The organism is Legionella pneumophila subsp. pneumophila str. Philadelphia 1 (assembly GCF_000008485.1).
In the GTDB taxonomy this organism is placed as follows: Bacteria; Pseudomonadota; Gammaproteobacteria; order Legionellales; family Legionellaceae; genus Legionella; species Legionella pneumophila.
On sequence record NC_002942.5, the window covers coordinates 1,537,118 to 1,561,326 of the forward strand.

Here is a 24,209-nt window from a genome sequence, read left to right on the forward strand (position 1 = left end):
AATTTAGCCCTGTATTTATTACCCAATAAGTTGATATTTTTTACATATAATCGGATAATACCACGTTTTTAGGGATTCGTTATCATTTTAACTTGATTATGTTAGTAAGTCATAAACCGTCTATAAGTGCTTATATAAACTTGCAAGACTCAAAGAGCAAACTCATTCTATATTTCGGATAATTATCTATGATGCATTTACAAGAGTTGGCAAAACATGGCCAGCAAGAAAAGGAAGTGATTTTAAACGAGCGTTTACCCTCGTTTGTTAGTCCCGGATGCCATTTGCATGCATCTTATCATATAGAGGCAAAAGATGATTTTTATCTTATTCATCTTAGAGTGCAAGGCAATTTAAACAGCGTATGTCAGCGATGTATGGAAAACTTCACTGTATGTTATAATAACTCGACTGTTATTGCTGTTTGCCGAAATGATGAGAGAGCTGAGCAACTTTTGAGTCAATATGAATGCTTGGTTTCTTCAAACTGGCAAGTTGATTTAAATGAATTAATAATTGATGAGCTGCATTTGTATGCACCACAAGTTCATCCTGATATTAATGAATGTGCTAATGAAATCAATGAAATTTTAACTGGGAAAAAACAAACTTCTTAATATTTTGATAATTAATACTTGGATTGAAGTTAAAATATCGGTAATATTCCCGCTTTATGAATGCAATTTGTTTAGGAGTAATACAATGGCCGTACAACAAAATAAAAAATCACGCTCACGTCGTGATATGAGGCGTTCTCATGATGCACTAACCAAGCCTACTCTATCAGTAGATCCAACAACTGGTGAAACCCATCTTCGTCATCACATGACCCCAGATGGATATTACAGAGGCAAAAAAATTATTGACGCTGAAACCGCTTACGAACAAGAGTAACTTTCTTGAAGAATATCACCATTGCAATTGACGCGATGGGTGGGGATCACGGCTTGGAAATTGTGATTCCTGCCTGTATTCGTGCTATTAAAAACAACCCTGATTTGAAACTATTGCTTGTAGGAGTCCAGGACAAGATCAGTGCTTCTTTGAAAAAACATGGCATGTTGTCCTGTCAGCAATTTACTATCGTCCACGCATCAGAAGTGGTTACAATGGATGAATTGCCATCTCATGCATTACGAAATAAAAAAGATTCCTCAATGCGAATAGCAATTAACCTGGTTAAGGAAGGCAGAGCGCAGGCTTGCGTCAGTGCGGGCAATACAGGTGCCTTAATGGCTACCGCCCGATATGTCTTAAAGACTTTACCGGGGATTGATCGCCCAGCAATAGTATCCGAGTTACCTACCATGGGTGGAAAAACAAGAGTCATTGATTTGGGAGCCAATGTTGATTCTTGCGCAGAGCATTTGTTTCAGTTTGCTGTGATGGGGTCTGCATTGATACAGGCAATAGAAAATAAACCCAAACCTAAAATTGGTTTACTTAATATTGGCGTTGAAGAAATTAAGGGTAATGATCAGGTTAAGCGTACTGCACATATGCTGGCTGAGTGTTCTGTTATGAATTATGTGGGATACGTTGAGGGTGATCACTTTTACAGTGGTGATGTTGATTTAGTGGTCTGTGATGGATTTGTTGGAAATGTGGCATTAAAAGCAAGTGAAGGTTTGGCAAAGCTTTTATTAACTGTCCTTAAAGAATCATTTAGCAGAAATTGGTTAACAAAAATTGCTGGTTTGATTGCTTTACCAGCCTTAAAACATTTAAAAAATCGTTTGGATCCATCGCGATACAATGGTGCCAGTCTACTCGGGTTGAATGGTATCGTTGTCAAAAGTCATGGTGGAGCCAATGAAGTGGGTTTTCAACATGCTATTGAACAGGCTGTTCTTGAAGTAAAAAATAATGTTGTCGATTTAGTGCGTGATCAAATAAATGATTTTATAAATCAAGGATTGTTGTTATGAAAAATGCTGTTATTAATGGCACTGGAAGTTACTCTCCAGAGAGACAAATGACTAATGCTGAACTGGAAACCATGCTTGATACTAGCGATGAATGGATTGTTACCAGGACTGGTATTAGTAGCCGTAGTGTTGCTCAAGAACATGAAACAACATCTTATATGGCTTCCAGAGCAGCAGAGCAAGCACTAGAGGCATCAGGCCTTGATGCTGAAGAAATTGATTTGATATTAGTAGCAACATGTACCCCAGATTATTTTTTTCCTAGCGTTGCCTGTCACGTACAACATGCTTTAGGAATCAAAAGACCTATTCCGGCTTTTGACATTGGAGCTGCATGCAGCGGTTTTGTTTATGCGATGGATGTAGCGAAACAATACATTGCTACAGGGGCTGCCAAACACGTTCTTGTCGTAGGCAGCGAGAGCATGTCAAGAGCGGTAGATTGGACTGATCGTTCTATTTGTGTCTTATTCGGAGATGGCGCAGGCGCTGTTGTTTTAAGCGCAAGTGATCGCCAAGGGATTATGGGTAGTGTTTTACATTCTGCCTATGACTCTGATAAATTACTAGTCCTTCGTAATTCAACTTTTGAACAAGATCGTGCAACGATTGGAATGCGAGGTAATGAGGTATTCAAAATTGCTGTTAATATTATGGGTAATATTGTTGATGAAGTATTAGAAGCAAGTCATTTAAAAAAATCTGATATTGATTGGCTGATACCTCATCAAGCCAATATACGCATCATACAAGCCATAGCTAAAAAATTATCTCTTCCTATGTCACATGTTATTGTTACAATTGGTAACCAAGGTAACACATCGGCTGCTTCTATTCCCTTAGCACTTGATTATTCTATTAAAAATAATCAGATTAAAAGGGATGAAATATTATTAATTGAATCCTTTGGTGGTGGAATGACCTGGGGCGCTATGGTTATTCGTTACTAAATTAACTAATAAGGATTAATTCTATTATGGTAAAATCAGCATTTGTATTTCCTGGACAGGGATCGCAGTCTATCGGCATGTTGTCTGACTTTATGCCACAGTATACTGTTGTCACCGATGCTTTTGCAGAGGCCTCAGATGCTTTGGGCTATGATTTGTGGGATTTGGTTCAAAATGGGCCAGAGACAAAGCTAAATCAGACTGAATACACGCAGGCTGCCATGTTAACTGCTGATGTTGCAATTTATCGTTTATTAATGCAATTAGGCGTACCTCAGCCTCAAGTAATGGCTGGTCATAGTTTGGGGGAATACGCTGCTTTGGTTTGCGCTAATTCTTTATCTTTAAAGGATGCTGCGCAGTTAGTTGCTCGTAGAGGACAGGTGATGCAAAACGCGATCCCTCTGGGAGAGGGGGCTATGGCTGCCATAGTAGGCTTATCTGATGAACAGGTTCGTTCATTGTGTGAGCAGGCCAGCACAGCCAATCATCTTGTTACCCCGGCGAATTATAATGCTCTGGGCCAAATTGTTGTTGCTGGACATCGAGTAGCCGTTGATAAACTAATACAATTGGCTGAAGAGGCTGGAGCCAGACTGGCAATGATAATTCCTGTAAGTGTGCCTTGTCATTGCCCCTTATTAAAAAATGCTGCCGAATTATTTGCTGAAGATCTTGCTCAAATTGAATTTCAAGTTCCTTCAGTCGATGTAATAAGCAATGTTGATTTAAGTATTTATCATTCCACTCAACATATAAGAGATAAACTCAAAGAGCAACTATACAGCCCTGTGCGCTGGGTTGAAACAGTTCAGTTAATTCAACAGCGCGGAATTGATCTGGTTGTGGAGTGTGGGCCAGGAAAAGTTCTGAACGGTTTGATAAAAAGAATTGAGAGAAATTTAACTACGATTAGCGTTTATGACACCATTAGTCTTGATCAAGTCATAGAGCGTTTACATATCCCAGTTTGAGAGGAAACTAGATGATCAATTTAGAAGGTAAAATTGCATTAGTTACTGGTGCCAGCCGTGGCATAGGTCGTGCTGTTGCCGAGAAATTGGCAAGAAATGGTGCCTTTGTTTTTGGAACAGCAACCACTGAACAGGGTGCTGCGTCTATTAATTCTTTTTTTGAAAAAGAAAAATTGGCTGGTAAAGGCATCGTTTTGGATGTAACCAGCACTGAGCAAGTAGAAAATTTGATGTCTACCTTGTCTGATAATGATCAGTGTCCTTCTATTCTTGTTAATAATGCTGGCATTACCGCAGATAACCTGTTATTGCGTATGGATGATGATGAATGGTACAAAGTAATAGAAACAAATTTGAATTCTATTTACAGAATGACTAAAGCTTGCTTAAAACCTATGTTCAGAGCGCGTTGGGGAAGAATAATTTCTATAGGCTCTGTGGTAGGTGCCAGTGGCAATTCTGGACAGGTAAACTATACTGCAGCCAAGGCTGGAGTTATTGGTTTTTCCAAGTCTTTGGCACAGGAAATTGGTAGTAGAGGAATAACTGTAAACGTGGTAGCCCCCGGGTTTATCGACACAGATATGACTACTGCATTGCCTGATATGGTGAAAGAAGAAATGTTAAAAAGAATTCCCATGCGTAAGCTGGGCCAGCCAGAAGATGTTGCTGATGCTGTAGCTTTTCTAGCATCAGACAGCGCAAAATATATCACAGGTGAAACAATTCATGTCAATGGCGGTATGTATATGAGTTAAATGCACTTGCGTTATCTGTATAATTGAATAAACTAGCCGTCAGTATTTAATAATTTCTATCAACCGAAAGAGGAAAATTACGTTATGAGTACAGTTGAAGAGCGTGTTCGCAAAATTGTTGTTGAACAACTGGGTGTTAAAGAAGAAGAATTAAAGAATGATGCATCCTTTGTTGATGATTTGGGTGCTGATTCCCTGGATACAGTAGAATTGGTTATGGCTCTTGAAGAAGAATTTGAAACAGAAATTCCTGATGAAAAAGCTGAGAAAATTACTACAATTCAAGAAGCAATTGATTATATTGAATCTAACTTAAATAAAGAAGAAGCTTAATTTTTTTAAGGAGCTCTCATTGAATAGTCGGCGTGTGGTTATTACCGGCATGGGTATGCTTACTCCTGTCGGACTTAATGTAGAAGAAACTTGGCGAAGTATTTTAGCTGGGGTTAGTGGGGTAGGTTTGGTGGAAGATTTTGATACTACTGAATACCCAACTAAGATTTGGGCTAAGGTCAAGAATTTTAATGTTGAGAATCACATGCCAATTAAAGACGCCCGCAAAATGGACGTCTTTACACAATATGGTATGGCTGCTGCTGATGAAGCGATGCTTGACTCGGGTTTAAAAATTGATGAAGTCTTATCTCGTCGAATCGGTGTCGCAGTGGGCGCAGGTATTGGTGGTATTCAAACAATCACAAATAACCAGGATAAACTGGTTGCCGGTGGACCACGTAAGGTTTCGCCATTTTTTATTCCGGCAGGTATTATCAATATGGTTGCTGGACAGATTTCTATTAAACATAATTTAAAAGGACCTAATATTTCGGTTGTGACTGCATGTACTACCGGAACACATAATATCGGGCTAGCCGGGCGTATAATTGCTTATGGCGATGCCGATGTCATGATTTGTGGTGGAGCGGAAATGACCACAACGCCACTTTGTCTTGCTGGGTTTTCAGCAGTAAGATCTTTATCCAAACGGAATGATGAGCCTGAGAAAGCCTCAAGGCCTTGGGATAAAGACAGAGACGGTTTTGTTATGGGTGAGGGTGCTGGTGTTTTGGTTTTAGAAGAATATGAACACGCTAAAGCTCGTGGAGCCAAAATTTATGCTGAATTGGTTGGTTTTGGTATGTCAGGAGATGCTTATCATATTACCGCACCCGATGAAGATGCCGATGGAGCTTCACGAGCTATGGAGGCAGCCATCCAGGATGCTGGTATCGATCCCAGACAAGTTGATTATATTAATGCTCACGGTACGTCGACTTATTTAAACGATTTAAATGAAACAAAAGCCATTAAGCGTGTTTTCCAGAACCATGCTTATGATCTGGCGGTTAGCTCAACCAAATCCATGACAGGCCATTTGCTCGGAGCTGCAGGTGCAGTAGAGGCAATTATAAGTATTTTAGCCATAAGAGATCAGGTGGCTCCACCTACAATAAATTTGGATAATCCTGATGAAGGTTGTGATTTGAATTATGTAGCACATGTACCACAAAGCAGAACAATTAATTATGTTCTAAGTAATTCACTTGGTTTTGGTGGGACAAACGGTAGCTTACTGTTCAAGCGAATCTAAATGCAATTCTCTAGACATAAAAAACTGGTTATTCTTGTTTTATCCTTGTTTTTTATGTCTTTCTTGTTTTTATTTTGGAATATATATCGCTTATTGTATACACCAATAATTCCGAAAACTGCTTCTCCAATGATTCTTGCCTTGGATAAGGCGACGTCCGCTTATCAATTTGCTTATATTTTGCAAGATAAAAAATTAATACATTCTGCCAAATTTTTTCTATTGATTATTCGTTTTGAAGGATTATCGCATCAGTTAAAGGCAGGCGTGTATCAAATTACTCCTGGCGAAACTGCAATGAAATTACTACATCGAGTAGTTGCTGGTGATGTAATTACGCAAAATTTTACGATCATCGAAGGATCTACACAGCAGAAAGTAGATTATGACCTAAGACAGGCTAATTATTTGAAATACAATCCAGAAGATTGGGCAATAGTAAAAGAAAATTACCCAAGTGCAGAGGGGTTACTTCTAGCAGACACTTATCAATACCAAGGTGGGAGTAGTAGTAGGGCATTATTAGAGCAAGCCCATCGTAATTTATTAAATTATCTTAATACCAGTTGGGCAAACAGATCACCAAATTTGCCTTATAAAACTCCTTATGAGCTATTGATTGCCGCGTCAATTATTGAAAAAGAAACTGCAATTGCACAAGAGAAAAAATTGATTTCTGGTGTGATGGTAAACAGGTTAAAGAAAAAAATGCCATTACAAATGGATCCTACGGTTATCTATGGACTGGGAAATCAATATAAAGGAAAATTAACACATAATGATTTGCTAATTCAATCACCATATAATTCTTATTTGAATAGAGGGTTGCCTCCCACCCCAATAGCTATGGTTGGCAAAGAGGCCATAGATGCCGCTGCACATCCGCAATTGTCCAATTATTTATACTTTGTTGCCAAAGGAGATGGTACTCATCAATTCTCCGAAACTTATGAGCAACAAAGACAAGCAATTAACCAATACAGACGCAAGGATTATTAATGTCATCGTTAACCGGGAAATTGATAGTTATTGAAGGTTTGGAGGGAGCAGGAAAATCTACAGCTGTCAATTTAGTTGTTGAACTGTTATCCCAAAAAAAAATCAGTACTATAACCACGAGAGAACCCGGAGGAACAAAAATAGGTGAAATTTTAAGAAGTATTATTAAAAATCCAGAGTACAATAATGTTCTGGATGACAGAAGCGAATTACTTCTCCTGTATGCCGCAAGAATACAACTGATTGAGCAAGTGATCAAACCCGCTTTAAATGTGGGGCAGTGGGTCATAGCTGATCGATTTGAGCTTTCCACTTTAGCTTATCAGGGAGGGGGCCGCAAAATGGATATGCGGGTTATTAATGAGCTATCGAATTTCTGTTTAAAAGGATTCAAACCTGATCTTACTTTATATTTAGACATTAATCCCGAGCTTGGCATGATAAGAGCCAAATCAAGGGGAAAATTTGACAGAATTGAGCAGGAATCTATTGAGTTTTTTCATAGAATACATGATACATATCATATTCTTGTTAAACAAAACCCGGAAATTATAATGATTGATGCTAACAGGTCTTTGGAAGAGGTTCAATCTTCCATTCAATCAGTAATCGAGGAGTTTATAGAGCATAACCTATGATTACTTATCAAGAACAATGGCAGAAAATGCAAATGGCCTTGGCGATAAGACGAATTCCTCAAGCCATGCTATTTTCGGGTTCTTTGCATTGTGGTCTTATAGAATTTACAAATCAAGTGATCAAATTACTCTTGTGTAAAATAAAACAGAATGAGCCTTGTTTGACTTGCATGGATTGCCAAATGATAGAGCGTTTTGAGCATCCGGATGTGGAATGGATTAAGCCTGAAAGAAGCGGTGGTATTATTAAAATTGATCAAATTAGGGGATTGCAGAGTACGGCGTTTCTAACACCACAGAGGACTAATCATAAACTTATAATTATCGAATCAGCTGAATCAATGAATATTGCTGCATCAAATGCCTTATTGAAAATTCTGGAAGAGCCAGCGCAACATACTATCTTTATTTTGTTAGCGCAACAAATTGGCAATATACCCCCCACCGTATTGAGCCGATGCCAAATAACGCAATTTGCTGTTTTTGATGAGTTGCCTTGCAACAATTTATTGGCTTTAGGAGAGTACTATACTCAGGAATTGAATAGCACAATGGTCTTCAAGCATTCAGAATCTATTTTAGAAGGCTTGATTGCAATTATTGAGCGAAGAGAGCATCCATGCACTTTGGCTGCACAATGGATTCAACATGAATTAAGTGCTTTTTTGTGGTTTTTATATTTGATCTATTCTCAACTACAGTATATGCATTTGTTTCGAGTGGCTTATTCTGGTACGTTAACAAAACAATTGAATAAGCTATCCTCATTACTCAATCCGGTTATGATTTTTGCCCAAGTAGATAAAATCAATACTTTGTTAAGAAAATTAAGCCATAATATGAATATAAATCATACATTGGTCTTGGAAGATTTATTATTTTCTTTGGTTGTTGATTATTAATTGAGTTTAAAGGAATTAAACCATTGAGTGTAAACCGAGTTTTTTATTAAGCAACTGAAGTGAGCAATATGATTAGTTAAAACAGGACTATTCAAGGAGGATGTCTATTGATTGAACGGAGGAGTTATGACCGAAAAACCACAGATTATAAACTGCTCATTTCCCAATGAAGCATCTTTGTACATGGCTTACATGCCTTTTGTGAAAGGTGGCGGTCTTTTTATAAGAACTCAACACGTTTATTCTCTAGGGCAGTCGCTTGAATTATCTGTTAAATTGCTCAATGAAAATGAACCATATTTGGTCACTGGTAAAATAGTCTGGATTACTCCTAAAGGTGCACAAGGTAATAAGCCGCCGGGAGTTGGTATTCAATTTACCGGTGAAAACAGTCGTTATCTATGTAACAAGATAGAAACTTATTTGGCAGGAATGCTAAAATCATGTCAGGTTACAGATACTATATAGAGTTTTCATTTATTCATGAACAATATATTCATTGATATTATTTTGGGGTATAAAGGTGCTGGTCGACTCTCATTGTCATTTAAATTTTATCGATTTGACTCATTTTAATCATGATCTTGCTCAGGTAATCAATCAGGCTCGCGAGAATGGGGTGGAGTATTTCTTGTCTGTTTGTGTTGAGTTGAGCGATTATCCTCAATTAGAGCGTTTAGCTAAGGATTATCCTGATATTAGCATTTCTGTTGGAGTGCATCCGAATAGTGAAATGAATTATCCTGTTACGGCACAGATGTTATGTGAATTGGCTCAAAATCCTGCCTGTATTGCCATAGGAGAAACAGGGCTTGATTATTATCGTAATCCCACTGAGGAAGCTCAATCTTTGCAACGAGATCGCTTCAGGGAACATATCAAGGCGGCACTTATAACTTCCAAGCCGTTAATTATTCATACCAGGCAAGCTGCTGAAGATACTTTGTTGATGATGGCTAAGGAGGGGGCTAGTCAGATAGGCGGAGTCATGCACTGTTTTGCTGAAGACTTTGATATTGCGCAAAGAGCAATTGATTTAAATTTTTATATATCATTTTCCGGGATAGTTACTTTTAAAAATGCTGTTTCATTGCAAGATGTAGCCAGACAGATACCTTTAGAGAGGATATTGATAGAGACAGATTCACCTTATTTGGCTCCGGTTCCACACAGAGGAAAGCAAAATCATCCCGCTTTGGTGAAACACGTTGCAGAAACTATCGCACAACTCAGAGGGATGGATTTCCAAGAGATAGCAGAAATCACTACAAACAATTTTTATAATTGTTTTAATATCAAACGACAAGGATAAATCATTGGTAAATCGTAGTTCTCAACTTCAAAGCAGAAGCAGTAATTTTTTTGCCTGTGAATAAAGGTTTTAGTAGTATTGATATATCCTATTGCAAATTTAGAGTAATTAATGAGTTTATATATCGGTTTGATGTCCGGTACCAGTATGGATGGCATTGATGCTGCCTTGTTGGAGCTTCCTTCCAATCATTTGATTCACGGGATTACTAAACAATACAGTGATGATGTCAGGAGAAATCTTGATGATTTAATTATGGGTAATCATTTAACCCTGGCTTCGATTTGCCAACTGAACACGCTAATTGGCAGGGAGTTTGCAGAAGCAGTTCGCCAACTCTTGAGTGAAATAAAAGTGCATCCAAAAGAAATTCAGGCCATTGGCAGTCATGGTCAAACTGTCTGTCATGATACAAGTGGAAATATCCCGTATACTTTGCAGCTTGGTTGTGGCCATACGATTTCTTCTTTAACTGGCATTACCGTTGTAGCAGATTTTAGAACAAGAGATTTGGTGAATGGTGGTCAAGGTGCGCCTTTTGCCCCCCTTTACCATCAACAGATATTTTCTAAAGTGAATGAGTCTGTTGCTGTTGTTAACATTGGTGGTATTGCTAATGTTACCTTTATTGCAAAGAATCAAATGACTAGAGGTTGGGATATAGGGCCTGGCAATTGTCTGATGGATGCCTGGATTTATAAAAATAAAGGAGCCCTTTTTGATAAAAGTGGGGTTTGGGCGAGCCAAGGTGAAGTGATTTATCCTCTGCTTGAATATTTGTTACAAGATCCATTTTTCCATTTGGATTCACCTAAAAGCATTGGCAAAGAATATTTTTCTTTATCCTGGCTACAAAAACATTTAAAACCGGATTACACACCAGCTGATATTCAGGCTACTTTGTTGGCGCTTACAGCCCATACGATAGCTGAAACAATATTAAATGAATCAGGAGAAATTAAACAATTATATCTCTGTGGAGGCGGGGCCCACAATACGCATTTGAAAGAGAATTTAGCTCGTCTACTGCCTGGGATAGCAGTAAAAAGCATAGCAGAGTTAGGGATTAGTCCTGATTATCTTGAGGCAATGATGTTTGCATGGTTAGCAGCACAGACGATTAATCAAATACCAGTTAATTTAACATCAATAACTGGAGCTAAAGGTATTGCAATTTTAGGTGCAGTGTATCCTATAATAAAATCATATTGACAAACTAAAGAATCATAAGGTTTAATTTCATAAAAATTAACAGAGTGATTTTAAATTGACCGCACATTACAACGTCGCTTCAAACAGTGGAGCAAGAAATACACTTGCAACGTCTTATTTTATTTTTTTTCTAGCCGCTTCATTTTACTTGTATGAATTCATACTACAAGTAGCACCAAGCGTTATGGCAGAGTCGATGATGAAAACCTTTGGGGTGACGGGTCAAGGCTTTGGTGTCATTTCAGCTTTTTATTTTTATGCTTATGCCCCTACACAATTGCCAGCAGGAGTATTATACGATAGATATGGACCACGCAAGTTAATGACTTTTGCAATCGTTTTGTGTGCATTTGGTTCTGCCTTTTTTGCTTCCACTGACAGTGTATTTACAGCTTGCATAGGCCGATTTTTGATCGGAATAGGCTCTGCGTTTTCTTTTATCGGTGTTTTGGTCCTTATTTCACGCTGGTTTCCCCCTTATTATTTTGCAATTCTAGCAGGGGTAGCGCAGTTGATGAGTTCAGTCGGCGCTATGTTTGGTGAAATGCCGTTGGCAGCTTTAATTGATCTGGTTGGATGGAGAAGTGCGAGTTTTATTTTAGCGGGTGTTGGATTTCTCTTGGCTATTTTATTTTGGGTATTTATTCGAGATTATCCTCATCAGCAAAATCAGACAATCCCTGATCATTATTTAAGAGATGAATGGAAGCGCTTAGTTGCTGTCTGTAAACATGCTTATACATGGATTATCGGTGGTTATGCTTTTGCAATTTGGACTCCTATTGCAGTATTTGCTGCACTTTGGGGGGTTCCTTTTTTACAGGAAAAATTTCAAGTAAGCGTAGTGGCTGCATCAGGCTTATGCAGTATGATTTGGCTAGGCATTGGTGTTGGTAGTCCCTTATTAGGTTGGTTGAGTGATAAATTGGAGAGTCGCCGTATTGCATTGATTATCAGTGCGGTTTTAGGACTGATTGCAACTCTGATTATCCTTTATTGGTCTGAGTTATCTTATAATTGGGCTTATTTTGTCTTGTTCGTTTTAGGATTAGGTGCTGGAGGACAGACGGTAAGTTTTGCAGTAGTTAAAGAAAATAATACACCGGAATTAGTTGGCACAGCATCTGGTTTTAATAATTTGTCTGTATTAATTGGTGGGGCCATTTTCCAGCCCCTCGTTGGTTATATCTTGCAACAGACGGGATCATGGCGAATTGTCAATGGTGCTCATGTATACAGTATATCGAGTTATCAGACTGCGTTGCTTGTTATGCCAGTATGCTTCCTGGCCAGTTTGCTTATTGCCACTTTTTTGCTTAAGGAATCGCATCCTGCGCGCAGAGATTAATAACAGATTTATCAATTCAATTTTGCGTTATTGACCAAAAACAAAGGAATCAGATTATGTAAATGTGGCCTGTTCTTATGAGTTAGCCACATTACTATTTGCTTCATCATGAATTTCAGATTTCTTGGGAGTCCCTATAAAAAAAGTTAAACCGATAAAGATTAGAAATAATAATCCAACGGCATTACAATAGAAGGCGAAATGCAGATTATTGTGATGTTGATAAAACAGGTTAGCTATTTCTATTCCAATAGCCCCAATGATCATAATACTTAGGCTGATTAATGCTGAGGCTGTTCCTTTGCTTACAGCGGTTACAAATAAACAATACCTGTTCAAGGGGGCATTAATTACACTCAGTGAGAAAAAGTAAATTATGATTCCCGGGATCAAATACACATAATTATTGCCATAAAAATAAGGGAGAAGAGCTGTCAGAGCAAGTCCCACGACCATTATGATACAACCTATAAAAATAATTCTCTCGATTTTATATTTGTAAGTTAAATGATGTAAGCACCAGTTTCCTAAAATTGTTGCCCCGAAGATGGGTAGTTGCCAAAGGCCATATTGAATTACAGTTAATTTTGCTTCAGCAATTAATATGATTGGCGCCAGCGCAATCCAGGCGATGCATGGGATCCCTACCAGACCTTCAGCAATTGCACTATAACAAAAGGCCTGATTAGATAATAACGTTTTATAATTTCTGGTTATAGCGTTCAGTGCGAACGGTGTTTTAGGTATAAGCTGGCCGTCTCTTTTTACCTGGCCTATGGGTTCTGGCATAAACCGCCATAATCCCCAATAAGCTAAAAGAGCACCCAAAGCAATAATAATAAAAATCAAACGCCAGGACGTATAATGAATGATTATGGCTCCTAATAGTGGCCCTAGTAATGGGGCTAATATTGCGGCATTAGCCATGATAGCAATTAATCGGATAGCGTCCATTTCTTCAAATATTTCTTGAATTGTGGCATAACCTATCACACCAATGAAACACAATCCCATTCCCTGAAAAAACCGGGCGATTAAAAATTGATTCATGGAGTGTGAGCTTGCAATCAAAAGAGTGAATAGAAAAAATAAGCATGATCCTATTAACATCATTGGTCTTCTGCCATAAGCATCTGATAGTGGGCCAAGTATGAGCTGCAAACTGGCCCCTCCGAGGACATAGACAGTTAGAGAGGTGGCAACAACACTTTCATGCGCGTTGAATGATTTAACAACATTGATCATACCTGGCATGATCATGTCATTGGCTATATAAGTCAAAAACTCATATAAAACTAGGAAGCAAGCAAAGATAATGGCCTGTCTGTATGAAATTTTAATTAGTGGCTCAGACATAGCATTAACCCTGAATCAATCGTTTCTAAAAGGCGGTCTATCAGTATATACGTTTATTTCATGATTTGGTAGAAAATCTGATAAATGTTTTGGTAAGCGACATAAAATCTGCCATATACTGAGAATAAATCTTTACAATAGTAACTGCCACTTAAAGTTTGTTTACGGCAAGCCCACCATTTGATAAGATTTGCTTACTTCTATAATCTGCTTCTTATGATCTGATCAGTATGCCCAAAGAAAAAGTCGTTATTATTATCCCTACCTATAATGAAGAAGATAATATTTCTAATACGATTGATTTGATTCTTAAGGAGACATACTCACTCGCAGATTATCAGGTTGACATTCTTGTATTTGATAGTCACTCTACAGATTCTACAGCCCATATAGTTCGAGAGCTAACTTATACCTCTCAACGTATTCATTTTGCACAAGAACCACAGAAAACTGGACTTGGTTCCGCTTACCTGCAAGCTATGAGAATTGCAATAGATGAGTTAAATGCAGATGTTGTATTTGAGTTTGATGCAGATGGTTCTCATCAACCTTGTTATATTGCTCCAATGTTAGAGCTACTTAAACAGCATGATGTAGTTGTGGGGAGCCGATATATTTCAGGGGGAAGGATTCCCTCAAACTGGGCATTCCATCGTAAATTATTATCTGTGGGAGGTAATTGGGTTGCTCGTATGTTATTAACTGGAAAATATAAAGATCTTACTTCTGGCTTAAGGGCAATACGTACCAATCTGTTAAAGAAACTATTGCCTTCAAACTTCCTATCCAATAATTACGCATATAAACTTGAGTTATATTGGCTTTTACACAAGGCAAAAGCCAGGATCGTTGAATTTCCTATTCAATTTATTGATAGAGAAAAAGGGAAAAGTAAATTACCTAAGAACAGTATGATTGACACCTTGCGTGTTCTTTTTACCCTTCGCTTCAGAGAATTACGCCAGTACCTAACTATGTGTTGTGTGGGCTCTATCGGTGCATTGATTCAATTCAGCTTATACAATTGGTTGCGCAGTTCGAACCATTCCGCTCTGGTATCCAGCCAGGTTGCTATCAGTGCTGCTATTATATCCAATTTTATTTTTCACCATTCCATTACATTCAAACAAAAAACTGACTTCCGGATAACTAAAACAACATTTAGCCGTTTTACACAATTTATTATTTATTCCACATTTATGGTTTATTTTCAAAGCCTATGGGTTCATATTTTTGTCCATTCCTTTGGACAAGGTGTTTTGAAAGAAAATATCATTGTAGCCTCAGGCTTGGGTATTGGATCTATTATCAATTACCTGTTTTATTCAAATATTATTTGGTCATCAAAAGGCACTCATTCCCTCAATTCAAACTCTTCTAAAGAAACTCAAATTTGAAAGCAAAAGAAATTGGGGGCATAAGTCCTGTTTCATTTAAGTATCCAGCTTATTACTGCACCAATAGGCGTAAATGATTGGCTTACCTTTTTCATCAAAAGCAGCTGGCAAATTCAATGATTGACACTGGGCAAAGTATTTTTTAACACATGATAATCTATCAAATGTATCGATATATAGCACTTCGCCAAGGGTATTCAGATTAGGTGACCAGTACCTGTATTGATTTTGCATTGAACCGCAGTCGAAGGTAAAAATTGTTGGTTTATTTTTAAGAAAGAACAGCATGCGTGCCTCAAACCATCCAGGAGTTATGACTATGCTTGGGAGTTTATCATTAGACTGATTAATTTGCTGTATCGATTGATAATAAGCCAATTTTTTTGAATACCCAAAACTAAAAAGAGTAGTATTGTTCATCAAAATGATTCCACTGGTAAGAACGTAGAATACAATTAATAAATAAGTGGAATTACGATAAGCCCACTCTTGATAGCAATAACCAGCTAATAAGCTGGCAGTAATTATGTATTGGCTCAACCAATATGCTCTTATCGTGGCTTTGCCGGCGACAAATAAATAGAAAAGAACAAATGTTACGCAAATAATGAGGCACAAATAAAATACAGGGGATTTTCTAGGGGTGCCTTTGGATAGATATAACGCAGGGGGAATGAACAAAAAGTTAATTGCAGGGAGGAAAAAATTAAAAAAGGCATGCAAGATACCCCCCATCGCATGATGAGTATTTTGCGATTGGTGAGTACTTAACTGGTAGCGAATGGATACCCAATCATGTTGAGCATTCCATAGAATAACCGGGCTGAAGACAATGATTGCCAGGGTTAATGCCAAATAAAAATGCCTGGATTTAAAAAGCCGCCTATAGGGTGTTGCAACCAAAAAAACAAGTAAGGCCAGCACGAGAACAATTCCTGAGTATTTGGATAAAAGCATAAGGCCTATACTCAAACCTATGTAATACAAATCCTGGTTTCGATTAAACTGGATATACCTTATTGTAAAGTAAAGAGTTAATGCCCAAAAAAGGGTTAAAGGCGTGTCATAGGTAGTTTGATTGATCAAATCTAAAGTGACTAATGGTGAGAATAACCAAATCAAAACCGTAACATAACTGGCTTCCTTATTAAGGCATAATCTTGCTGTTTTATAAATTATAAAACTGGTCAAGGCAGTAGAAACTATAGTAACCAGGTTTAAAGCAAAGAGAGTATCTCCAAATAAAAGTGTAGCTATGCGGATAAAGTAGGCAATCATGGGAGAACCATCATAGTATGATAGAGCCAAATGCCTGCTCCAATCCCAGTAATAATAACTATCTAATCCAAGGAGGTGAATTGGTGCAATTAATAGAATGAGTAGAAAATAGAGGCTAATGTAGCGATTCATGTGCAAAAACATTCAGTATTCCCAGGAAAGTAATGATGAATTGTATGTTATTTTATTATCAGTTTTTATATAATGCATTCAGTTTTATCATTAATTAATAAATGACGTTTATGAAATTATATTTTTTTGGTGATGATAATAATAAACCCAAATTAAGCGAACATTTAATCATTTACATACTCAGTTTGCTAGATCCCAAGTCTCAGTCTGTTGCTTCTTTAGTGAATAAAGACTGGTCCCGGCTGGTTCAATTGACACGGCAATACCTGTCTATGTTACCGGTGATTCATCGAATACCTTTATTTGCGAATTTGGGTCTTGACGTTTTGAAATTAAAATTAATGACAGGTGGCATGACGAATTCAACAGTTAGGCTAAGAATCAAAAATGCGCCTGAGAAATGGGTTATGCGGATTCCTGGAATAGGCTCTTCAGCATTTATAACCAGAAGAGATGAAGCTCACAACGCTAAACAAGCCGAAAAACTTGGACTGAATGTTCCAATAGCTTTCTTTGATCCTGAAGATGGGTTGCAGGTAACGCGCTTTATAGAAGGAGTGCATTCTCTGGATGATAAAGCCTTGGCCCGCAAGGAAATTCTGCATGAGGTAGCATCTATGATGAGAAGACTTCATAAATCTCCTCCCTTTGATAATAACACGCTTTTTTTTGAGCGAAATGAAGAGTTATTGGATTTATTAAAACGAAAACCCTTTAATTTCCCAGGGGAAATAGAATTTGTTGAGCAACAAATGAAAAATCTAAAGGAGATTTTTTCTTCTTATCATATTCAGCAATTTCCTTGCCACAATGATACAACGCCACTTAATTTTATCTTGTCCGAAAATCCAGAAATCAAGGGTTCTGAAAAGATTCATCAGATTGATTGGGAATATTCAAGTAATAATGATTTTATTTGGGATTTGGTTTATTTTATGGTTGAGGCCAAGCTAAACCGCGAACAACAGCTTATTCTGTTGAAAGCTTACTTTAATACAGAAGAGCTGAGTGACTCTCTGTTGGCATGGATAGAGGTTTATAAACCCATCATTGAGTGGTGGATAACCATTTGGTCATGGACGCAATTGGCAAATGGAGCTAATGCAGTTGATTTGAGTTCTTATGAGCAACTAGGGCTTGAACGGTATCATAACACCTTAAGTCACTTGAAAAGTGAGGACTATGTCAAAGCCCTGGCACTGATTGAAGCAGATAGTCATAGCCTTACTTTTACGGGGCAGAGGCCTTTTTAGCTGCCGCCATTATCTAGAGAGGACAACTCGTTTACAGTGACGATTAAGATCTTCAGAGCATTTTTTTGAGAAATTCCTGTAAATGCATCTTGTCTTTCTCAGCACCTAAATAGTTTTTGAGTTGTGCTATGTTTCTGTCATAACCTTCCTGGCTAATTGTGCCACGCATCAGCTCAAATCTTAAATACACACAATAGGTGTTGAGTACATCTGTTTCACAATAATCTCTTATTTCTTTCAATTGGCCTGCCTGGTATTGTTCCCAAACTTTAGAGCCACTCATTCCCATTTTTCCAGGGAAACCTAGCATGGTTGAAATGTCATCAAGAGGGGCAAAAGCTCTGTTCTGATATCCTGCAAGAACATCCATTAGATCAATATGTCGGTAGTGAAAGCGGCTTAGATAATTGTTCCATTTGAAGGTTTGTTGATTTTCTCCTGTCTCCCAATAAGTGGGCGCGCTAATACTATGATATAGTGATCGGTAATGCAGTACAGGAAGATCAAAACCGCTCCCATTCCAGCTCACCAGGGTGGGTGTATGTTTGTCAATTCCAGCAAAAAAACGGGTTATTAATTCTTTTTCATCAGAATTTTCATCGCCAAGAGACCATACTTTTATTTGATTTCCATGACTGATTACCACTGATATAGCGCAGATTTTTTGTAAGTAATGAGGCAAAAAATCATTGCCTGCTTTCTCACGCCTTAAGGCAAACATAGCGCATGCCGTATCTTCATCTGATAAGCCATCTAGTGCAAAAAGCCTTCGCCCTGACTCAATATCTGGAATTGTTTCAATATCAAAAACAAGTATTGTCATAATTTATTAGTCCAATTCGGTCTTCATTCTTATTTTTGCAAATTTGCTTGAAATTATCGACAAGTCTCGGATTTGTCAAAATCACAATTGGGATATCTGATTGATTCTATCATGTGAAGGAATAGAAGTAACTTTAAATGGCATAGATTGTATGCAGTATATTTGATACAATATTTTTTAAATTGATACCTTATATCGTAGCATTGATATTCAATACTGCAGGATGAGTTTTTTATCATTAAATCATGAAGATTCGATTTACTTTACTTTGTTTTAGCATTTTTCTTACGGGCTGCGTCAGCAAACCGCCAGCAGATATTAATAATATTTGTAATATATTTAAACAATATCCGAAATGGTATGTGGACTCAAAGGATGTTGAGCGACGCTGGAAGGTTCCGGTTCCGGTCCAAATGGCAATTATTCATCAAGAATCAAAATTTAATGCTCGAGCCAGGCCACCAAGAACCAAACTGTTATGGATAATTCCATGGACAAGGCCATCGACAGCTTACGGATATACTCAGGCGTTGCGTTCGACTTGGGACAATTATAAACGCACCAATGGATGGTTTTGGTCATCACGCGACGATTTTGGAGATGGTGTTGATTTTATAGGATGGTATGCTAACCAGGCGAATATTAAGGCAGGTATTCCCCGAACAGATGCTTACTCACTTTATTTGGCTTATCATGAAGGGATAGGTGGTTATCAAAGGAAAACCTATTTGAAAAAACCATGGTTGATTTCTGTAGCGCGCAAAGTGAAGGCTAAATCACAACTTTATGCAATGCAGCTCAATTCTTGTAAAGATTCGTTGAAGTCACGTTCCTGGTGGTAATTAAGATGGCCTAATTATGTTCTTGCCAGTGGAAATAAAGTCAGATTTGGAACATATATGATTTTGTGTGTTTATAATAACCGCCATAACACGAAGTCAATCTTAAGTAAGGTATACATTTCTATTTTTGAATAGAAAATCGGGTAAAATCCTGTTTATTTAACAGAATAAAGCTTGAAAAGAAAAGGTGAGTGATAGTCTGCTTATGATGTGCCTACTCAATCCTTATAGTCTTAAAAAACCTGTTTTTTGAGCTGCTCATTTAGTTTTTTAAGACTATGCATGACCAAAATTATTTGTCAATGTGCACTAAATAATTATAAAATTTTATAGTGCTACTATGTTACTATATTTGAAAGTATATAATGATTACGAATTATTTAAGGAGTTTTGGATGCGATTAATGCTTTTAGGTGGACCGGGAGCCGGCAAAGGAACCCAAGCTTCACTTTTAATTAACCGTTATAAAATTCCTCAAATTTCTACCGGTGACATGCTGCGTGCTGCCATAGCAAAAGGTACGCCCTTAGGATTAAGTGCCCAAAAAATCATGGAATCAGGTGGGTTGGTGTCCGATGATATTATTATCGGGTTAGTGAAGGAAAGACTAAAAAACCCTGATTGTGATAGAGGATTCCTGTTTGATGGTTTTCCAAGAACATTGGTCCAGGCCGAAGCTTTAAAAGATGCAGAAATCCATTTGGATCATGTGATAGAAATAGCCGTCGATGACGAAGAAATAATTGAACGCATCAGCGGGCGACGCATTCACCAGCCTTCTGGTAGGGTTTATCACGTTGTGAATCAACCGCCGAAAAATCCGGGTGTAGATGACATCACAGGTGAGCCTCTGATTCAACGTGATGATGATAAAGAAGAAACCATACGTAAGCGCTTACAGGTTTACCATAGCCAAACAGCGCCATTGGTGCAATATTATAAGGAATGGGCTGAATCTGGCTCTAAAGAAGCTCCAAAATTTCACACTATTAGTGGTACAGGTACAGTAGAGCAAATATTTGACAACATCGTAACGATACTCGAAACTTAGGAGTTAACATGCCGACCCAGACTATTAACAGCGCTGAATTTGAATCATTAATTAATGACAATGAGATAGTTTTTATTGATTTCTGGGCTGAGTGGTGTGCTCCCTGTAAGCAATTTTCAAAAGTATATGAGCAAGTTTCCGATCAATTTCCAGCTATTAAATTTGTTAAAGTTAACATTGAAGAGCAACAAGAGTTAGCAGATTTTTTCGAGATCCGATCCATCCCTCATCTTATGGTTTTCAAAGACAGTATTGTTATTTATTCTGATGCTGGAAGCATACCCGAGTCCACTTTAAAAGAATTGGCGCAACAAGCACTTGATGCTGATGTTAGTGAAATACGAGCTCAGCTTGAGCAGAAGGATAAGTAGATATACTAGCCAGATAATCCGCAAGTTCTTTTTTACTGGCATTATCCATAGTAAGGCCGAGTTTAGTGCGGCGGTTAAGTATGTCATCACAATAATTCGCCCACTCTTCTAAAATAAGATAATCTACTTCCACCTGGTAGAGTGATGGGCCATATTTTTTCCCCATTGCTTCCATATTGTTGCATTGCGAAAGAAAAATTTCAGTATAACAACCATAGGTATTGAGGTAGCGATTTAATAGTTCATCATCCAGCCAATGATATTTTGTTTTGGCGTAATTGACATATTGAGTAAAACTCATATCTGCTAAAGTTGCCCCAGGTAAGGGCGTATGTTGTGTTTTCGATGGCTTCATTTGTGGAAATACAGGGGTAAGTTGATCTACAACTTCTTCAGCCAACTGTCTATAAGTGGTTATTTTCCCTCCAAAAATTGTAATAATGGGAGCTGGGGAGTGGTTAAACTCATAGGAATAGTCACGACTTAATGATTTGACTTCTTTGCTATCATCAGCTAACAAAGGCCTTATGCCGCTCCAGGAATGGACTACATCTTCTTTAGTTATTTTAAACTTGAAGTAGGCATTTACCAATTCAATTAAGTAATCAATTTCTTCTTCGCCAATCTCTATGTGGTTAAGATCCCCAGTATAGTGGATATCGGTGGTTCCAATCATACTAAAGCCATGATAGGGGATAACAAAAATAACCCGCTGATCATTATGTTGCAAGAAATAGGCATGATTTCCCTCAAAAAGTTTGGGGACGATAATATGGCTACCTTTAACCAGGGTAATATCTTTTTGGATAGGTGTATGAGTTAATTGGGCAATGGATTGCACCCATGGTCCTGTGGCATTAATGATGCTTTTAGCATAAGCTTTATAGCTCTGCCCTTTGGTGGGCTGGATAGTTAAATGCCATATGTTATTGATTACCTCTGCATGGGTTACTTTGGCATGTGGCCTTATGCTTGCGCCATGATTTTTGGCTTGTATGGCATTAAGAATGGTTAAGCGAGCATCATCGGTGGTGGCATCATAGAAAAGAAAACCGCGATTTAGCTCCTCTTTTAGTGGCGTAAAATAATTATTCTTATTATTTCTGTGGATCGATCTGGATTTGGGTAAATGATTTTTTCGACTGAGATGATCGTAAAAAAATAAGCCTAACCTCAATAACCATGAGGGGCGCATATGTTTTAAGTAGGGCAAAACAAAAGATTGGGAATGGACTAAATGGGGAGCCAAATTGAGAAGCGTTTGACGTTCCTGGAGTGCTTTTTTGACTAAACCAAACTCATAATGCTCTAAATACCTTAAACCACCATGAATTAATTTTGTGCTACTTGATGATGTTTTCGAAGCCAGATCGTCCTGTTCGAAGAGTATCACAGACAGACCTCTTAATGCTGCATCTGCAGCGCAGCCGCAGCCATTGATGCCTCCACCAATAATTGCAACATCAAAAACCTGATCCATGTTTTTATCTCCGAAAAAAGATTACACTCAATATCTATAAATATAGAGGGATTTTACAATAATGAACTATATACTAGCTATTGACCAGGGAACAAGTAGTACTCGCGCTATGATCTACACCCTTCAAGGTGATTTAATCGCAAATAGTCAGTATCCTCTTACTCAATATTACCCCAATTCGGGTTGGGTAGAACACGATCCTGAGGAAATATGGCAAAAAACTCTGAATGCGATGAGGGATGTCGTATCTCAAGTTCAAGGAAAAGCAATTTTATGCTGTGGCCTTACCAACCAACGGGAAACTACTCTGATTTGGAACAAAAAAACAGGGGAATGCCTCGCGCCAGCTATTGTGTGGCAAGATAGACGTACGGAGGAGTTTTGTTATTCCTTGTCTGAATACTCGTCAATGATACAAGAGAAAACCGGATTACTTCCTGATCCCTATTTTTCAGCGAGCAAGTTAAACTGGTTACTAAAGAATAATGCTCAAGCTCAATCACTAATTAACCAGGGGGATTTGGCATTTGGGACAATAGACAGTTTTTTAATATGGCGCATGACTAAAGGTGCAAGTCATGCTACCGATATCACCAACGCATCCAGAACTATGCTGTTTAATATTCATGATGAAAAATGGGATAAGCAGTTGCTGGAGCTTTTTTCTATTTCAGAATCGGTATTACCAGCGGTATACTCCAGTGATAATCATTTTGGGGTGATAGATAAAGAATGGCTGGGAGTAGAAATACCAATTACCGGGGTTGCAGGTGATCAACAAGCCGCTTTAATTGGACAAGGTTGTTTTAATGGAGGAATGGTTAAGGCTACTTTTGGTACGGGGGGATTTTTATTACTCAATACAGGTGATAAACCAGTTTTCTCAAAGCATAAATTGTTGACTACTATTGCCTATAAAATTAAAGAAAAAACAGTATATGGTTTGGAGGGTAGTATTTATCATGCCGGAACTACTGTTAAATGGTTACGCGATGAAATGAAGTTGATATCTCATTCTGCTGAAACTGAAGTATTGGCTCGAAGTCTTGATAGCAATAACGGCGTATATCTTGTTTCATCTTTTACTGGTCTGGGAGCACCTCATTGGTTATCAATAACGGGAACAGCCATTATAGGTGTATCCCGTTCAACGAATAGAGCACATTTTGCCAGGGCTGCCTTGGAAGGAGTTTGTTATCAAACACGTGATGTATTAACCTGTATGAGAGATGATAGTCAATTGGATTTGACTTTATTAAGAGCGGATGGAGGGATGGCAGTAAACCAATGGTTTCTACAATTTATGGCTGATCAGTGCCAGTTGACAATTCAAAAACCCAAAGACATTGAAACGACTGCCAAAGGGGCAGCAGTATTAGCGGCAATAGGTTCTGGACTATTTGATTCAGTTTCTTCAGTAAATAAGATATGGGACGTTGAGAACGAGTTTCAGCCATTCAGGGAAAGAGAGGTAGTTGAAAAAGATTTTCGCGGCTGGCTAGAGGCGTTGTCAATGGTTAAAGCAAGGCATGCATAGCCTAGTCTTGTATATAAATTGGTGCGATTAAATTAGATTGCAGTAGCTCGTATTATAGTTTAATACAAGCTACTGAT

At 38.0% G+C, this 24,209-nt stretch carries 25 protein-coding genes; 21 read left to right on the forward strand and 4 right to left on the reverse strand.

Annotated features, from left to right (window positions below; all coding sequences use genetic code 11):
• Positions 1–188 precede the first annotated feature (188 nt).
• The 15 genes from LPG_RS06965 to LPG_RS07035 all read left to right on the forward strand — a co-directional run bounded on the left by LPG_RS06965 (position 189) and on the right by LPG_RS07035 (position 12,612).
• Positions 189–617 (forward strand): YceD family protein, encoded by a 429-nt coding sequence (locus LPG_RS06965; RefSeq protein WP_010947120.1) that lies wholly within the window; start codon positions 189–191, stop codon positions 615–617.
• 85 nt (positions 618–702) lie between these two features.
• A complete protein-coding gene (gene rpmF, locus LPG_RS06970) occupies positions 703–894 on the forward strand; it encodes a 50S ribosomal protein L32 (RefSeq protein WP_010947121.1) in 192 nt (63 codons plus the stop codon).
• A 5-nt stretch (positions 895–899) separates the two neighbouring features.
• Positions 900–1,928 carry a phosphate acyltransferase PlsX gene (gene plsX, locus LPG_RS06975; RefSeq protein WP_010947122.1) on the forward strand — a complete coding sequence of 343 codons (1,029 nt, stop codon included), beginning with the start codon at positions 900–902 and terminating at the stop codon, positions 1,926–1,928.
• A complete protein-coding gene (locus LPG_RS06980; protein ID WP_010947123.1) occupies positions 1,925–2,878 on the forward strand; it encodes a beta-ketoacyl-ACP synthase III in 954 nt (317 codons plus the stop codon). Before plsX ends, LPG_RS06980 begins: the two co-directional genes overlap by 4 nt.
• Positions 2,879–2,904: 26 nt before the next feature.
• On the forward strand, positions 2,905–3,852 hold the full coding sequence (gene fabD, locus LPG_RS06985; protein WP_010947124.1) for an ACP S-malonyltransferase: 948 nt from the start codon (positions 2,905–2,907) through the stop codon (positions 3,850–3,852).
• Between the two features lie 11 nt (positions 3,853–3,863).
• Complete coding sequence (gene fabG, locus LPG_RS06990) at positions 3,864–4,610, forward strand: 3-oxoacyl-ACP reductase FabG (RefSeq protein ID WP_010947125.1); 747 nt, start codon at positions 3,864–3,866, stop codon at positions 4,608–4,610.
• 84 nt (positions 4,611–4,694) lie between these two features.
• The gene (gene acpP, locus LPG_RS06995; RefSeq protein ID WP_003631752.1) at positions 4,695–4,943 is read left to right on the forward strand and encodes an acyl carrier protein; all 249 of its coding nucleotides are present in this window, start codon (positions 4,695–4,697) and stop codon (positions 4,941–4,943) included.
• Positions 4,944–4,962: 19 nt separating this feature from the next.
• On the forward strand, positions 4,963–6,201 hold the full coding sequence (gene fabF, locus LPG_RS07000; protein ID WP_010947126.1) for a beta-ketoacyl-ACP synthase II: 1,239 nt from the start codon (positions 4,963–4,965) through the stop codon (positions 6,199–6,201).
• Positions 6,202–7,200: an endolytic transglycosylase MltG gene (gene mltG, locus LPG_RS07005; RefSeq protein ID WP_010947127.1), complete on the forward strand. Its 999-nt coding sequence runs from the start codon at positions 6,202–6,204 to the stop codon at positions 7,198–7,200.
• A complete protein-coding gene (gene tmk, locus LPG_RS07010; RefSeq protein WP_010947128.1) occupies positions 7,200–7,838 on the forward strand; it encodes a dTMP kinase in 639 nt (212 codons plus the stop codon). The genes mltG and tmk overlap by 1 nt, the downstream gene beginning before the upstream one ends.
• Positions 7,835–8,740, forward strand: a complete 906-nt coding sequence (locus LPG_RS07015) for a DNA polymerase III subunit delta' (RefSeq protein ID WP_010947129.1) — start codon at positions 7,835–7,837, stop codon at positions 8,738–8,740. The genes tmk and LPG_RS07015 overlap by 4 nt, the downstream gene beginning before the upstream one ends.
• 126 nt (positions 8,741–8,866) lie before the next feature.
• Positions 8,867–9,208, forward strand: coding sequence for a PilZ domain-containing protein (locus LPG_RS07020; RefSeq protein WP_010947130.1), 342 nt, complete (start codon positions 8,867–8,869; stop codon positions 9,206–9,208).
• Positions 9,209–9,263: 55 nt separating this feature from the next.
• A complete protein-coding gene (locus LPG_RS07025) occupies positions 9,264–10,052 on the forward strand; it encodes a TatD family hydrolase (protein WP_015444530.1) in 789 nt (262 codons plus the stop codon).
• A 111-nt stretch (positions 10,053–10,163) separates the two neighbouring features.
• A complete protein-coding gene (locus LPG_RS07030; RefSeq protein ID WP_010947132.1) occupies positions 10,164–11,264 on the forward strand; it encodes an anhydro-N-acetylmuramic acid kinase in 1,101 nt (366 codons plus the stop codon).
• Positions 11,265–11,319: 55 nt separating this feature from the next.
• Positions 11,320–12,612: an MFS transporter gene (locus LPG_RS07035; protein ID WP_010947133.1), complete on the forward strand. Its 1,293-nt coding sequence runs from the start codon at positions 11,320–11,322 to the stop codon at positions 12,610–12,612.
• Positions 12,613–12,687: 75 nt separating this feature from the next.
• Here the strand turns inward: LPG_RS07035 and LPG_RS07040 are convergent, their stop codons facing one another.
• The gene (locus LPG_RS07040; protein ID WP_010947134.1) at positions 12,688–13,968 is read right to left on the reverse strand and encodes an MFS transporter; all 1,281 of its coding nucleotides are present in this window, start codon (positions 13,966–13,968) and stop codon (positions 12,688–12,690) included.
• Between the two features lie 230 nt (positions 13,969–14,198).
• On the opposite strand from LPG_RS07040, the gene LPG_RS07045 reads away from it, so the two are divergent.
• On the forward strand, positions 14,199–15,365 hold the full coding sequence (locus LPG_RS07045; protein WP_015444527.1) for a glycosyltransferase family 2 protein: 1,167 nt from the start codon (positions 14,199–14,201) through the stop codon (positions 15,363–15,365).
• 36 nt (positions 15,366–15,401) lie between these two features.
• Here the strand turns inward: LPG_RS07045 and LPG_RS07050 are convergent, their stop codons facing one another.
• Positions 15,402–16,787, reverse strand: coding sequence for a glycosyltransferase family 39 protein (locus LPG_RS07050; RefSeq protein ID WP_010947136.1), 1,386 nt, complete (start codon positions 16,785–16,787; stop codon positions 15,402–15,404).
• A 98-nt stretch (positions 16,788–16,885) separates the two neighbouring features.
• On the opposite strand from LPG_RS07050, the gene LPG_RS07055 reads away from it, so the two are divergent.
• Positions 16,886–18,028 carry a phosphotransferase family protein gene (locus tag LPG_RS07055; protein ID WP_015444525.1) on the forward strand — a complete coding sequence of 381 codons (1,143 nt, stop codon included), beginning with the start codon at positions 16,886–16,888 and terminating at the stop codon, positions 18,026–18,028.
• 52 nt (positions 18,029–18,080) lie between these two features.
• Here LPG_RS07055 and LPG_RS07060 read toward each other — a convergent pair whose 3' ends face one another.
• Positions 18,081–18,851: a 3'-5' exonuclease gene (locus tag LPG_RS07060; RefSeq protein ID WP_010947138.1), complete on the reverse strand. Its 771-nt coding sequence runs from the start codon at positions 18,849–18,851 to the stop codon at positions 18,081–18,083.
• Between the two features lie 245 nt (positions 18,852–19,096).
• On the opposite strand from LPG_RS07060, the gene LPG_RS07065 reads away from it, so the two are divergent.
• The 3 genes from LPG_RS07065 (at position 19,097) to LPG_RS07075 (ending at position 21,115) form a co-directional block, all read left to right on the forward strand.
• The gene (locus tag LPG_RS07065) at positions 19,097–19,693 is read left to right on the forward strand and encodes a membrane protein (RefSeq protein ID WP_010947139.1); all 597 of its coding nucleotides are present in this window, start codon (positions 19,097–19,099) and stop codon (positions 19,691–19,693) included.
• Between the two features lie 394 nt (positions 19,694–20,087).
• On the forward strand, positions 20,088–20,744 hold the full coding sequence (gene adk / locus LPG_RS07070; protein ID WP_011946427.1) for an adenylate kinase: 657 nt from the start codon (positions 20,088–20,090) through the stop codon (positions 20,742–20,744).
• 8 nt (positions 20,745–20,752) lie between these two features.
• Positions 20,753–21,115, forward strand: coding sequence for a thioredoxin family protein (locus LPG_RS07075; protein ID WP_010947141.1), 363 nt, complete (start codon positions 20,753–20,755; stop codon positions 21,113–21,115).
• On the opposite strand, the gene glpD is transcribed toward LPG_RS07075, so the two are convergent.
• A complete protein-coding gene (glpD, locus tag LPG_RS07080; protein WP_010947142.1) occupies positions 21,075–22,595 on the reverse strand; it encodes a glycerol-3-phosphate dehydrogenase in 1,521 nt (506 codons plus the stop codon). The two genes, LPG_RS07075 and glpD, sit on opposite strands and share 41 nt — an antisense overlap.
• A 61-nt stretch (positions 22,596–22,656) precedes the next feature.
• Here glpD and glpK point away from each other — a divergent pair, with 61 nt between their 5' ends.
• Positions 22,657–24,132, forward strand: a complete 1,476-nt coding sequence (gene glpK / locus LPG_RS07085; RefSeq protein ID WP_010947143.1) for a glycerol kinase GlpK — start codon at positions 22,657–22,659, stop codon at positions 24,130–24,132.
• Positions 24,133–24,209 lie beyond the last annotated feature (77 nt).